General features: G+C 48.8%; 14 protein-coding genes and 3 pseudogenes. 8 read left to right on the top strand and 9 right to left on the bottom strand.

The window, feature by feature from the left end; translation table 11 throughout:
• Window positions 1–266 precede the first annotated feature (266 nt).
• Window positions 267–560, top strand: a complete 294-nt coding sequence (locus ACTF7Q_RS08605) for a hypothetical protein (protein ID WP_438997434.1) — start codon at window positions 267–269, stop codon at window positions 558–560.
• Window positions 561–657: 97 nt separating this feature from the next.
• Here ACTF7Q_RS08605 and ACTF7Q_RS08610 read toward each other — a convergent pair whose 3' ends face one another.
• Window positions 658–858: a hypothetical protein gene (locus tag ACTF7Q_RS08610; RefSeq protein WP_438997435.1), complete on the bottom strand. Its 201-nt coding sequence runs from the start codon at window positions 856–858 to the stop codon at window positions 658–660.
• 490 nt (window positions 859–1,348) lie between these two features.
• Window positions 1,349–2,338, bottom strand: coding sequence for a threonine ammonia-lyase (locus ACTF7Q_RS08615; RefSeq protein ID WP_438997436.1), 990 nt, complete (start codon window positions 2,336–2,338; stop codon window positions 1,349–1,351).
• A gap of 98 nt (window positions 2,339–2,436) precedes the next feature.
• Here ACTF7Q_RS08615 and ACTF7Q_RS08620 point away from each other — a divergent pair, with 98 nt between their 5' ends.
• A complete protein-coding gene (locus tag ACTF7Q_RS08620; protein ID WP_438997437.1) occupies window positions 2,437–2,961 on the top strand; it encodes a plastocyanin/azurin family copper-binding protein in 525 nt (174 codons plus the stop codon).
• 167 nt (window positions 2,962–3,128) lie between these two features.
• Here the strand turns inward: ACTF7Q_RS08620 and ACTF7Q_RS08625 are convergent.
• Window positions 3,129–3,393 (bottom strand): annotated as a pseudogene (locus ACTF7Q_RS08625) (ammonium transporter); the annotation flags it as partial.
• Between the two features lie 381 nt (window positions 3,394–3,774).
• Window positions 3,775–3,960, bottom strand: a complete 186-nt coding sequence (locus ACTF7Q_RS08630) for a hypothetical protein (RefSeq protein ID WP_438997438.1) — start codon at window positions 3,958–3,960, stop codon at window positions 3,775–3,777.
• 132 nt (window positions 3,961–4,092) lie between these two features.
• Between ACTF7Q_RS08630 and ACTF7Q_RS08635 the strand changes: the two genes are divergently transcribed.
• The 5 genes and pseudogenes from ACTF7Q_RS08635 to ACTF7Q_RS08655 all read left to right on the top strand — a co-directional run bounded on the left by ACTF7Q_RS08635 (window position 4,093) and on the right by ACTF7Q_RS08655 (window position 8,333).
• Window positions 4,093–4,653, top strand: a complete 561-nt coding sequence (locus ACTF7Q_RS08635; protein WP_438997439.1) for a histidine phosphatase family protein — start codon at window positions 4,093–4,095, stop codon at window positions 4,651–4,653.
• 90 nt (window positions 4,654–4,743) lie between these two features.
• Window positions 4,744–5,226, top strand: coding sequence for a DUF2938 family protein (locus ACTF7Q_RS08640; RefSeq protein WP_438997440.1), 483 nt, complete (start codon window positions 4,744–4,746; stop codon window positions 5,224–5,226).
• Window positions 5,227–5,319: 93 nt separating this feature from the next.
• Complete coding sequence (locus ACTF7Q_RS08645; protein WP_438997441.1) at window positions 5,320–5,901, top strand: LysE family translocator; 582 nt, start codon at window positions 5,320–5,322, stop codon at window positions 5,899–5,901.
• A 78-nt stretch (window positions 5,902–5,979) separates the two neighbouring features.
• Window positions 5,980–6,753: pseudogene (locus ACTF7Q_RS08650) on the top strand (UDP-2,3-diacylglucosamine diphosphatase); the annotation flags it as partial.
• Window positions 6,754–6,902: 149 nt separating this feature from the next.
• Window positions 6,903–8,333, top strand: a complete 1,431-nt coding sequence (locus ACTF7Q_RS08655) for a diacylglycerol kinase (protein ID WP_438997442.1) — start codon at window positions 6,903–6,905, stop codon at window positions 8,331–8,333.
• A 75-nt stretch (window positions 8,334–8,408) separates the two neighbouring features.
• Here ACTF7Q_RS08655 and folE read toward each other — a convergent pair whose 3' ends face one another.
• From folE to ACTF7Q_RS08670, 3 genes are all read right to left on the bottom strand, one after another.
• Window positions 8,409–9,050, bottom strand: coding sequence for a GTP cyclohydrolase I FolE (gene folE / locus ACTF7Q_RS08660; protein WP_438997443.1), 642 nt, complete (start codon window positions 9,048–9,050; stop codon window positions 8,409–8,411).
• Between the two features lie 168 nt (window positions 9,051–9,218).
• On the bottom strand, window positions 9,219–9,704 hold the full coding sequence (locus tag ACTF7Q_RS08665) for a dihydrofolate reductase (RefSeq protein WP_438997444.1): 486 nt from the start codon (window positions 9,702–9,704) through the stop codon (window positions 9,219–9,221).
• A gap of 101 nt (window positions 9,705–9,805) precedes the next feature.
• The gene (locus tag ACTF7Q_RS08670; RefSeq protein ID WP_438997445.1) at window positions 9,806–10,594 is read right to left on the bottom strand and encodes a hypothetical protein; all 789 of its coding nucleotides are present in this window, start codon (window positions 10,592–10,594) and stop codon (window positions 9,806–9,808) included.
• 167 nt (window positions 10,595–10,761) lie between these two features.
• Here ACTF7Q_RS08670 and mgrA point away from each other — a divergent pair, with 167 nt between their 5' ends.
• Window positions 10,762–11,826 carry an L-glyceraldehyde 3-phosphate reductase gene (gene mgrA / locus ACTF7Q_RS08675; RefSeq protein WP_438997446.1) on the top strand — a complete coding sequence of 355 codons (1,065 nt, stop codon included), beginning with the start codon at window positions 10,762–10,764 and terminating at the stop codon, window positions 11,824–11,826.
• Window positions 11,827–11,848: 22 nt separating this feature from the next.
• Here mgrA and ACTF7Q_RS08680 read toward each other — a convergent pair whose 3' ends face one another.
• Window positions 11,849–12,460: a glutathione S-transferase family protein gene (locus ACTF7Q_RS08680; protein ID WP_438997447.1), complete on the bottom strand. Its 612-nt coding sequence runs from the start codon at window positions 12,458–12,460 to the stop codon at window positions 11,849–11,851.
• A gap of 94 nt (window positions 12,461–12,554) precedes the next feature.
• A pseudogene (locus tag ACTF7Q_RS08685) lies at window positions 12,555–13,155 on the bottom strand (hypothetical protein); the annotation flags it as partial.

The raw sequence follows: 13,155 nt of genomic DNA on the forward strand, positions 1-13,155 counted from the left end.
CATCCACCCACCCACACCCCACACCTTTCTTCCTCTATCCCCCATCCGGTGTTATCGATCTGACATCATAAGCGGGGGCGAAAGCGATTAAGGCCGTGCAGGACAAGGCCGTGCATAGGAATGGAAAGGCGATCCATTGGCCCAAGGTCACGGGGGAATGAAGCTAGATTTGCATTATTGCCAAAACAGCAAAAAACATTATCTAATAAGTCTGTTTACTGCCAATTTAATTTACAATAGGTTGTTTTCATTAGGGGGATACCGAGATGAAAACATTTATTCTAAGTCTATGGAATGTCGTTATGGAACATGACCATAACCCATTGAAACATATTCCAGACATTCAGGTCAGACATATCGTGCTGCAGGTTCTAGCGTGGATGTGGTGCATTATTTTCGCCATGAGTACGGGGTCTATCACCGTATTTGGTGTCTCGGCTGTTGCCCATGCTTTGGTGATTTCTGGCATCGTTGTGACGGTTGCAACCTTCCAAACGGCACGTATCCAGCCAAATCGCTTTGTGGCGCTGGCCCGCGGCGTTGGCGGTGAACACGATTAACAGCTCGTTTGTAGCTTACCCAAAACATAAACCAAAGTGTCAGGCAGACTGATGACGTCAGGCCTGCCACTTGGTTAGATAAATGATATGGCTGGCGTTATTGCTGGCCATTCCATGAAAAGAACAGCTTGGTTCTTTGTGCGCTGGATTGCGCTTTGATGCGCTGTTCGATCTGGCCTTTATAGCGGTCGAAATCTGCCAGCACCGCTTTGATCTCGGCCTGATGCGCGGCAGGGTAGGAATCTAGCGTCAGAACATGCGGCGTGGCCTCGCATAGCAGGTCAGCCAGCAGATTCAAAGGCGATAAAAACTAGGTTAATAAGCCCTTGCCCAAAAAGTAATCGCGGCATAAGCGGGGCGTGATCTGGTGGCGGCGGCTGACATCAATAAGTCCGCAGAGCAACCAAAAAAGCGGCAGTGACCACCAGCCGATAACGCCAAAAGCGGCGTAAAATATATATCCAAACAGAACCAGCAGAAGACAGCGGGATACCAGCATGATGTCGCCTCATCATAAGCAGAGATAACAACCATCTGGCAAAAATAACGGCGTCAAAGCTTAGCATTAGGTTGCATTATGAGACTCAGTAGAGGTAAGGAATTTTGTCAAATGCGCCGATTGGCGGCTGTGGCATTATGTTTGGCGTCTGGGGCATGCTGTGAGGCGGCTGTGTGGCATGCTGTGGTGTCTTATCGACGTATGGCGTTTCATATGGCCTAGAGTTATATGCGGGTATATATATCTATCTGAATTTACATATCTATTTGAGGCTAGTATCTATTTGAATTTACAGTGCGGGCAAAGTCGCATCGGCAGTATAGCGGGCATAGCGATCAGGGCTGATATTCGAGCCGCAAGCCAACACACCAACGGACTTTCCCCTGACCTGATCACGCAATGGCCCTAAAACAGCAGCCAGTGATGCGGTGCAGGCAGGCTCGGCAACGAGTGTGAGGGCATGACGCATCAGCAACATGGTTTCGGCCATCGCACGATCATCAATAAGCACGATATCATCGACATTCTGGCGTGCCAACGCAAAGGATTCAGGCATGGCCATTGGCGCGCCCAGACTATCGGCAATGGTAACGATCCGGTCAAGCGTAGCAGGGGTGCCAGTGGCAAAACTTCGGCGCAGGCTATCGGCACCTTCTGGCTCAACGCCAATCACGGTGATCTCGGGATTATGCCGCTTGATCGCCGCGGCCATGCCCGAAATCAAGCCGCCACCGCCAACCGGCAGAACAATGATATCAAGCGGTGGGGCGTCTTCGACAAATTCAGCGCCGCATGTAGCCGCGCCATAGGCCATATTCACATCATTGAAAGGGTGCAGTATGTGCCGGCCTTCATCGGCGGCAATCGCGTCAAGCATAGTCAAGGCGCGTGCCATGTCAGGCACCAGAACAATCTCGGCGCCCAGTGCGCGGCAGCCTTCGATGCGGATTGGGTCGGCGGCTTCGGTCATCAGGACTTTGGCGCTAATGCCCTGTTTACGGGCTGCCCAAGCGGTGGCCAGCGCATGATTGCCGCCACTGAAGGTGGCGACGCCTTTGGCCTTTTGCGCATCATCAAGCCAGTCAACACCAAGCAAGGCCCCGCGCGCCTTGAACGAGCCTGTATGCTGGAACAATTCGAGCTTCATAAACAGCTTTGTATCAGCCGGAATATAGGGTGCGATTTTGCTGCTTTCCAGCGGCAGGACGGGGGTATGGATGACGCGGCCAGCCAAGGCGTCGCGCGCCGTATCAATCATATCAGACGCAAATTTTTTCATGCATCGAACCTAACAATAAGCGCTGGGTGGGGTCAATCGGGCAATCTGGGTGACAAATGGATTTGCTATAGATTGTGACGTTTGATCAGGATGAGACGATGCGTCGCATTGTGCGTTGGGTCGGCACACGCCATGTTTCCAGTCACTACGCATCGTTTGCCTTGTTGGGTAATAGTGCTGTCATCTTTGTAAGGAATATGTTTATGAAATTTATGCTAGGCGCATTGATTGCGTTATTCGTCACCCCCGCTATTGCTGCGGATACAACCATTGAAATGCTGAATAAAGACGCCGATGGTAACAAGATGGTCTATAGCCAAGAAATTGCCATGATCGAAAGTGGTGATACCGTGACATGGGTGCCTTCGTCTAAAGGGCATAATGTCGAAATCATCGCCTCGCCAAACGGTATGAAATTCAAGTCAAAGAACAGCAAGGAAGCCGCAATCACCTTTGATACGCCAGGTATCTATTACTATTGGTGCACCCCGCATAAAGGCATGGGCATGATCGGACTGGTTGTTGTTGACGGTGATCTGTCAAATAAGGATGACATTGCCAAAGCCAAGGCGATGGGCAAAAGCAAAAAGAAATTAAAAGCCTTGCTTGCCAGCCTGTCATAGAGGTTTGAAGCACAGGTCGGATACCAAAAAAGGCAGCGCATGCTGCCTTTTTCTTTGGTGTTTATGGTCATTAATAGTCGCTGATAAAGCTTTTGACCTTTAATGAGTCATTAGTCTTTGACGCCTGATCCAGCTCATTGGTTTCGGCTTTGAACTGTATGCGATGCCATCCAGCCGACATAATGCCAGCCCCCATGCCGCATCGATGATCCAGAACACCGAACCAATAAGTATGGCATGCACCCAAAAGGCACTTGACCGGATCAGCTCGATAACCGATCCCGACACAATGGACGCGGCTGTCCATGAAAACAGTAGGAATGCCGCTCACAAAACGCCAGTTATGCGATCATCAAGATTGGTGGCCATATTTTCGGACCAGGCCAGATTGGCCGCGCCTGATTCAAGCTCTAGTCCGCCAAAATGGGGAAAAATCGTGGTCAGTGCATTTAAATTGCCGACCATTATTACCTCCTATAGTTGTGTTTATATTTTTCATTTACTTTATTTTAACCTCAAGAATATAATTTTTATTATAATATAATTGTTTATTTTCATCGTTACAGCAATGAATTCAACCAATGTTTGAATATTAGTAATTAAGAATATGCGGTAAATATATGACAGATATCATCGCTCATCACAGATCTATGGACTCAAACCCAACAGGATCGGGCACGAAAATATCTCAGCTTCACTTAATCTGACGCCGCCAGTCTAGCGCATAGCGAGCTGGCGTTGATCAAATTTCACTAACCTTTATCAGGGGCATCATCAAAAGCTATTTATAGCCTGCGACAAAGCTTTAGCCGTTTATGACTCGTTACGTCCAGCTGGGGTAAAGCGAATTTTTATGCCATGCTCAGATAATGTTAAATAGGACAATGTAGTCTCATTTTTTAGCTCAAAATGAGTGATGCCCATGAGCATCTTTGTGCCCATGACCTCTAAAAACTGTCCAGTACCATTGTCACGTAAAATATCGCCTTTTTGAAACAAGGTCGTCTCCATTTCCAATGAGGGATATTCGCTAAGATTATCCTTCGTATAGCAAATGTCTTACCCCTTGGCTATAATATAAAACCAGTTTGGGTATATTTTTGCAGCGGGGTTTATCAGGTGATACAGAATATGAAATTAACTTTCAGCGCATTGATTTTTAGCGCTTTTATTTTTTGTGCGACGGGGCCGCTATTGGCCGCAACCATGACAGTTACCGAATATGCCAAGGCGCCTTTCGGACAAGTGCTGTTTATGCGACATGCTCTGGCACCAGGTACTGGCGATCCCGGAAATTTTGAAATATCAGTCTGTGCTACTCAGCGTAATCTTGATGATGTGGGGCAGCAGCAAGCGCGTGATCTGGGGATGGCGATGACAAGTGCGGGCATATCATTTGGTGCAGTTTATTCGAGCCAATGGTGTCGCTGTCTGGAAACGGCACATTTGCTTGACCAGGGTTCGGTGACGCCTTTGCCTGGTTTGAATTCGTTTTATCAAGGGATTGTTCCGCGCGCCGCAACGCTGCAAAGCCTGCGCCAGTTTTTAGCTGGACTGGATAGTGCGTCTGCGCCTGTCCTGATGGTGACCCATTTTGTGACGATCAGCGCCATGACGGGGATGAGTGTGTCTAGTGGCGGGGCGGTTGCTTATGATATTGAAACAGGCGAAGCTGTCGAAATTATATTTTAATGCTTTTCATATAACGTCATTCAGTTAACGTCATATGATTAACGCCAAATAGTTAACGTCATTTAGGCAATGCCATTTAAGCAGGTTCCCATGAGCATGTTTCTGACAATCATTCTAGCTGGCGTTTTCGCCTGTATCGTTCTGGATTTGTGGCAGATAGCTCTGCAACGTCTTGTCGGCATTCCCGCCACCAATTGGGGGGTGGTTGGACGCTGGTTGATTGTCGGGCTCAGTACGGGTCGTTTTGTCAATGATCAGCTTGATGATACAGCCGCTATAAAAAATGAAGCTGCGGCAGGCTGGACGCTGCATTATGTGGTGTCGATTGGGTATGGCGTTATTTATGCGGGGCTGATGTATCAGACGCCTTGGTTTGGTATTACATGGCTGGATGGGGTCTATTTCGGGGCTGCGAGTGTGGTTGTGCCATGGTTTATATTTTTGCCCTGTCTTGGGAAAGGGGTTGTGGCGCGTAAAACACCCAACCCAGTCAAGGTATGTGGGCTGGCTTTGGCCGCACATATTATCTTTGGCGTTGCGATGGCGTTTGGCTTTGCCCTGTTCGTTACATGATAGCCATAGCGCATTAAGCATATCAGAGGCGTGAAAGGATAAATTTCAGTTATGTTGTTTCACGATTGGATATCGTTGGTTTTGATATGTCTGATGGGCGCGATGTCTCCAGGGCCAAGCTTACTGGTCATTCTGGCCTGTATGCGTGAAGGTGGCAAAGCATCCGGTTTCATGGCGTCAGTTGGGCATGGCATTGGTGTGTCATTATACGCGCTGGCCTCGGCAACCGGTCTGGGGCTTTTGCTGCTTGCCAGTCCGGTAGCGCTGGGTGTGTTGCAGTTTCTAGGTGCCTGTTTTCTGTTTTATATCGGCTGGAAACTGTTTTCCAGTGCGCTTCGTCCCGCTTCCCTAGATACTGACACCAAAGCCTTGCCGCTTGGCCATATGTTTCGCGATGGGTTTCTGATTGCCATTTTGAATCCCAAAATTGCGATCTTTTTCCTGTCGGTATTCAGCCAGTTTCTGAGTCCCGGGCAATCCAGCCTTGTGCATGTGCAAATGGCATTGGTGGCTGGTACAATTGATACGCTTGTCTATGTCGGGATCGTATTGCTGGCCAGTAGCCCAGTGGTGAAAAGGCTGTTGATCGGGCCAAACCGCTATCGTGATCTATCGATTGGCAGTTTTTTGATGCTGGTGGCACTGGGGCTTGTGTTTAAGCAGCTATTTGGCTGATGGCATGGCAATATCAAGCCATGTATCTGTTATAAAAATGTAAAATTTTTGTAACAATATTGTCACGCTATGGTCGCAATGTCTGCCCCAATCAGTAAAGCTTGTTTGGGTGTGGATATGTATCCTGAGATTAGCAAATACCGTACGATCTGGATTTCGGACCTGCATCTTGGCACTAAAGGGTCGAAAGCTGCCGAGCTTTTACATTTTCTGAAATATACTCAATCGGAAACGTTGTATCTTGTCGGCGATATTATTGATGGCTGGCGTCTAAAACGAAGCTGGTACTGGCCGCAGATACATAATGATGTCGTGCAAAAGCTGTTGCGCAAAGCGCGGCATGGCACCCAAGTTTATTATATTCCGGGCAATCATGATGAGGCGGCGCGAAGCTATTACGGCCTTTCATTTGGTGATGTGCAGATACATGGTGACTTTATTCACGAAACAGCCGATGGAAAGCGTTTATGGGTTGTGCATGGCGACCTGTTTGACAATGTGATTCAGCATGCAAGATGGCTGGCCTATCTTGGGGATTATGCCTATACATTCCTGCTGGTTATGAATCGCTGGCTTAATATTGGCCGGCGGTTTTTCAACTGGCCTTATTGGTCATTTTCACAATATCTTAAACTAAAGGTCAAATCGGCAGTTTCCTTTATATCGGCTTTTGAAACGGCGATTGTTACCGAGGCCAAGCGCAAAAATTGCGATGGTGTTGTATGTGGCCATATCCACAAACCCGAAATGCGGGATATTGACGGCATTACCTATTGCAATGACGGTGATTGGGTCGAGTCATTATCGGCTTTGGTTGAGCATCATGACGGGCGTATCGAAATTCTCGAATGGAACAATTTTGTAGCGCTTTACCCTTTTATAAACGATACGCACGCACGCGCGGTTGCCGATGGTAGCAATGATTCGCGTGATGCAAAGGATGCAACTAAGGGAGAGGCGGTGCCGCAGTCCCTGACTGAAGCATTAACCGCGTTAAGGTAATGGCCGCAAAACAATATAAAATACTGATCGTCAGCGATGCCTGGTATCCGCAAGTCAACGGGGTTGTGCGCACCTTGACCTATACGCGCAATATTCTGTCCAGCCGCGGGCATGAGGTCACGATGATTACACCTGATCTGTTCCGATCATTCCCGTGCCCAACCTATCCGGAAATTCGGCTGGCGTTGTTCCCTAGCGCGCGGGTTGCCGAAATTATTCGTGAGACTGCGCCCGATATTCTGCATATTGCTACCGAGGGGCCGCTGGGGATGGCTGCGCGTAATTATGCGGTGCGGCATGATCTGAATTTTTCCACAGCCTATCATACGCGCTTTCCCGAATATGTTCATTCGCGCACGCTGATCCCTCTATCATTAACCTATATGTTTATCCGCTGGTTTCATAAACATTCGAAAGCAGTCATGGCACCCACCCCGACAGTTATGCAGGATTTGCAGACATGGAAGGTGGGTAATCCGGTCTATTGGCCTCGCGGTGTCGAGCTGGATTTATTCACCCCAGATGATAAGCGCAAGCCGAATAAAAAACCAATCTATCTGTCGGTTGGTCGAGTTTCGGTTGAAAAAAATCTGGACGCGTTTCTATCGCTTGATCTGGATGGTGAAAAATGGGTTGTTGGTGATGGCCCCGCGATGAAAAAGCTGAAAGCCAAATATCCCGATGTCAATTTTATTGGCGCCAAGAATAAAGAAGAGTTGCCTTATTATTATAATCTTGCAGATGTGTTCGTTTTTCCCAGTAAAACAGATACTTTTGGTCTTGTTTTGCTGGAAGCGATGGCCTGTGGACTGCCTGTTGCTGCCTTTCCGGTTACTGGCCCAATTGATGTTGTAGGGGTGCCGGAAACGCCACAGGCACCACAAGGCGGTGTTCTGGATCATGATTTGAAAGTGGCTTGTGAAGCGGCCTTGACCTTGCCACGCGATAAGGTGCGTGCCTATGCCGAAACCTTTTCGTGGGATGCGGCAACGTCTTTGTTTGAAAGTCACCTTGTCGCAAGCCGTGGCGACACGACATATAATATTATCGATAACCCACATAAAGGTAACAAAGGCGTTAGCCGCGCAATGCGGGCGGCGAAAAATTCCATTGCCGGTCTGGTATTTGCCATTAATGAAGAAAGCGCATTTCGCCAAGAGCTTATTCTGGCGTTGATCCTTGTGCCGGTGGCTGTCTATCTGCCTGTCACCTATATGGAAAAGACAGTGATGATCGCGTCCGTAGTGCTGGTTCTGATTGTGGAATTGCTCAATTCAAGTGTCGAAGCGGCCATTGACCGGATTTCATTCGACCATCATGGGCTATCTAAGCGCGCCAAGGATTATGGTAGTGCGGCGGTGTTTCTGGCTTTGGCCTTGTGTGGGGGTATATATGCTGTGGTGCTGGCATCGTATCTCTGGCCAGTTTAGGTGCTTGACGAAAGCAAAGCCTAGGTCGTGACTAGCACTGAATGCCCAGCAATATATAAAGGGAAAAGCGCGGTGTTAGCCGCGCTTGGCTTGATCCAGAAAACGCCCACGTAAATCAGCATCACTTTCAAACACGCCCGTAAAGCGCGTTGTCAGCATTGATACATCAGGTTTGCGCACCCCGCGGGTGGTCATACATTGATGCTGGGCATCCATCAGAATGGCCACGCCTTTTGGGTTTAAAGCTGTTTGAATACAGTTTGCGACTTGGGCGGTCAGTGTCTCTTGTGTTTGCAGACGACGGGCAAAGCTGTCAAGCACACGTGCCAGCTTGGAAATGCCAACAACACGCTTGTCAGGCATATAGGCGATATGCGCAACGCCCAGAATAGGCACCATGTGATGTTCGCAATGACTTTCCATGCGGATATTACGCAACATGACCATATCGTCATAACCTTCGACTTCTTCGAACGTACGCTCAAGCATTTCCATAGGGTCTTCGGTATAGCCAACGCAGAATTCTTTCCAAGCGCGTGCTACCCGGCCAGGGGTGCCAACAAGACCTTCACGAGTGGGGTCGTCACCAGCCCAGCGCAACAGCACTTCTACAGCGGCTTCGGCTTCCTCACGCGATGGCCCGCCAGTCACCTTTGTAAGGTCTGCATCAGCATCTTGAGAAACGGCTTCGTCATTAGCGTCGTATGGTGTCATCATTTAATTTATACTCATTATACGGTAAGGTAATTTTGAAGAAACGATATTGGTGTTCCGGTGGCTATAATACAAGGTTTCTTTTGTCGCAGTTTACAGATTAGAAGTAATTGTTAAGTCCAAAGCAATATTTTTTGTTATGGATGAAATGAATGAACTTGTCAAAGTAGCCTATTCCCATATTTCAAAGCGTAGATCGGGCGCTTTTTGACCTTGCCAAGACTTTATACAATTGCGATCACGTAACAAAATATCCAGATTGACAGCGCGATCATGCACATAGCTACCGTTGATCCGGGTGATCAGTAATTGATCGACAGCATAGGCACTGGATTCATACCACGGTACGCCGCCAACGACGAAAACATCCTGATCTGGATGTCTGGCCTGAACATCAGCAAGTATCTCATGCGGCTTCATTTCTTGCCAGTTATAGATGCCAAGGCTACCTGGTGCGACGATGTCACGCGCACTGACGATATAGAATGCACGTTCGTCATCGATGGTTTTGATCGAACCAAAACAGCCAATACGAACAGCGTTTAGTGTGTTGTCCATATACCATTGCTGGTCTTCAATGAAGGTGCCTTCCCAGGGTAACTTGCCCTCAAAGCCAATTTCACCATTTTGTCCAACAGCTACAATCGACTTTATCACGTATCTGGCACCATTTTTGAGTTACAATATATCTTTATTATCTAATGAAATAGGTGTTCTAGGTCAGAATTCAATGTTCCTATGCATGATCTTTTGCATTTTCATGATGTTTCTGCCGTATCTTTGATTGTGTTTATCCATAGCGTATCCAGTTGCATCAAGGCGTCTTTGTCAAACTGACTGAGATCGTCCCAATAGCGGCCACTTGGCACGTAATAATCAAGCTGGGCTTCGCGGTTTAGGGCGGTGCCAATCTGGTCTTCATCAATCACGATTGTAGGGGCTTGCCTGTTACCCGAGGCCAAAGCGGCGATCGACATGCGCGGGAATAAAAGTCGAGATATGCCGTCAGATAGATTGAATAGCTGACAGCCTTGTAGTGCGGCCAGACTGTAAAGGCGCGCCGAACTAGCCTCGAGTGAGGTCAAGGTGATGTCATCACGCAGGGGGTCGGGCGAACCGGTGCCATAGAAATGTGTATTACCTGTATTGGGATAATGCATATCACAACCCATGAAGGCGATTTCGGCGGGCTTGTAATGGCCAAGTGCCCAATAGCCGGCAGTGAAGGCCATTGTCGCCCCCGCATAAACAAAGCCACCATAATCATTCTGGATCGGCACAAAGGCATGTTCATCGATGATCCGTTGATGCGGTTCTATCTGTGGTGGCATGTTTTCGGGTGCAAAGTCATAGGGATAGATAATATCATCCCAGTCATCGCGAATACGCCAGGCATTGTTAATGACAACAATCTTGTCAAACAATTCACGTGGCCAGCTGGCAGCTTGCAGGCTGTTTGGGGCTGACCCCAGTATCAAAATGCGCTGCGGAGTTTGTGATATATCGTTTGGGGACGTTTGTGACGGTGTGCTAGCGACAGGACGCATGTAATTTCCGGATAAAGAGGTGAGCCAATATATCCATCATTGCTGGTGTGAGGACTGATTGCAACCAACTTAGCCGTGACAAATGTGCCTATTAGCTTTATTTTAATCTATCATTTTGATGGGTTTCATAATCCGGACGTTTTAGCCTATCTGCAAGGAACATCACGATGCCGCGTGCAACGACGTATACACCATGGACAGCCAATGAACAAAGATATGACGATATGCTATATCGGCGTTGTGGCCACAGTGGTCTTGATCTGCCGGCCATCTCGCTAGGCTTGTGGCACAATTTTGGTGAAACCACCGATCATGCGACCAAACGCGAGATGTGCCGCACCGCGTTTAACCTTGGGATCACGCATTTTGATCTGGCAAATAATTATGGCCCACCGCCAGGCAGTGCCGAAACCGCCTTTGGCGAGATTCTGCGGACTGATTTCAAGCCATATCGTGATGAGCTGATTATTTCCAGCAAAGCTGGTTATGACATGTGGCCGGGGCCCTATGGTCAATGGGGCAGCCGTAAATATCTGCTGGCCAGCCTAGATCAGTCATTACAGCGCATGGGGCTGGATTATGTGGATATTTTCTACTCACATCGCTTTGACCCTTCGACCCCGCTGGAAGAAACCATGGGCGCATTGGCGCATGCCGTGCATTCGGGTAAAGCGCTTTATGCCGGTATTTCGTCTTACAATACCCAGCGAACGAAGCAAGCTGCGGCTATGCTTGCCGATATGGGCGTGCCTTTATTGATACATCAGCCAAGCTATTCGATGCTGAATCGCTGGATTGAAAAAGACGGATTGTTATCCACGCTTGATGAGGTGGGGGCAGGCTCTATTATTTTCTCGCCATTGGCGCAAGGCCTGTTGACCAATAAATATCTGGGCGGGGTGCCAACGACAAGCCGCGCCTCGGTCGGCGGATCATTTTTGCCTGAGTTTCTGAAACCTGAAAATCTGGCCAAGATCGAAGGGCTGAATGCGATTGCGAAAAACCGTGGCCAGACATTGGCGCAGATGGCGGTTGCCTGGACATTGCGGGATCAAGGAACTGTTAGTCCGGTGACGACTGCCTTGATCGGGGCCAGCCGCCCTGAACAGATCGTCGATTGTGTGGGGGCACTTGCTAATCTTGCCTTTAGCCCTGACGAACTGGCCGAAATCGACAGATTTGCATCAGATGCCGGTATTAATCTGTGGGCTCAATCAGCCGAACTTGACTGATTGTCGATTGTATCTGGTGCTATCAGGCATGGGGCATAGTATCCTGATAGCCCGGAACAGCGGCGGCAAAACCAGCCATCCAGTCAACAAGATGCGGGGCATGGTCACGCCATGCCACAATGTTGCGGAAATCCAGATAATCAAGCAAGGCGGCAAGCGCAATATCGGCAACTGTCGGCATCGACCCATTGTCATAGCTGGTGGTGGTGGCGCCAACCATGCCAAGGCCACGGATAATCTTGTCACGATAACGCTGCATAATACTGTCCATCACCATGTTCTCGGGACGCAGACGTGTTTCATAGACAATCAGGATGCTGGCGTCGATCATGCCTTCGATCAAGGCGGCCTGGCTTAGGACATCGACGCGTGTTTCGGGATCATTCGGGATGATTTTGCCACCCCCCGCGCGAATATCAAAATATTCCATAATAACCCGGCTATCGGCGATCAATTTGCCGTCAGTAATCAAGGCCGGCACTTTGGCAAGCGGGTTGAGCGCAAGTTTGCCGATGCCGTCTGGGCTTGCCCAATCCACCGTTTCAAGTGTCAGATCATCGGCAAAACCAAGCACATGGGCGCTCATCATAACTTTGCGGACATAGGGCGATGCTGTGGTGTAGAATAGCTGCATGGGTCAATTCCTCGAATGGTAATGTTCATCAATAGCATGCTGTCACAAAATGGCAAATATTAGAGTCTCAAAAATGCCGATTGCTTATCTTATCTTATTTTATCTTATCTGAGGTCTGCTTGAGCTTGGGCAGAGACGCCCCCACATTGGCAATGGCGATCATTCTGTAACCGGCGGCTTTGGCGCGATCATGGCTATCGGGATAGTCGGTGTACCCTGCGCTTGACCCGCTGTAAAATGTCGCACGATCATAGATAGTTAGATCATGACCATGGCGAATGCGATCAGGTAAATCCGGATTTGAGATAAACCACCGCCCAAAGGCAATCAGATCATAGGCATTCTGCTCGATAGCGGTGGCAGCTGTCAGCGGGGTGAATCCTCCAGCCCCCATCAGCATGCCGTTATATAATGTCCGGTAATGGCGTAATGCCAAAGGATGATGATAGCCCTGATCGCTTTCGGGATCCGAAGCCATGCTGCCAACGCGTGGTTCGGTCAATAACAGATAGGCAAGATCAAAATCATTCAGGCCGCGCACCGCATGGCTATAGATTGCTTCGGCATCATCACTTTCGGCACCAAAATAGGTGGCGCTTGGCGTGCCTGTTTCAGGGTCATTCAGATAGGGGGATAGCCGCACGCCAACACGGCCTGCGCCCATCACATCCATCACTGTGGCGGTAACTTCAAAT

It is taken from the genome of Puniceispirillum sp. (SeqCode), assembly GCF_965657105.1.
In the GTDB taxonomy this organism is placed as follows: Bacteria; Pseudomonadota; Alphaproteobacteria; order Puniceispirillales; family Puniceispirillaceae; genus Puniceispirillum.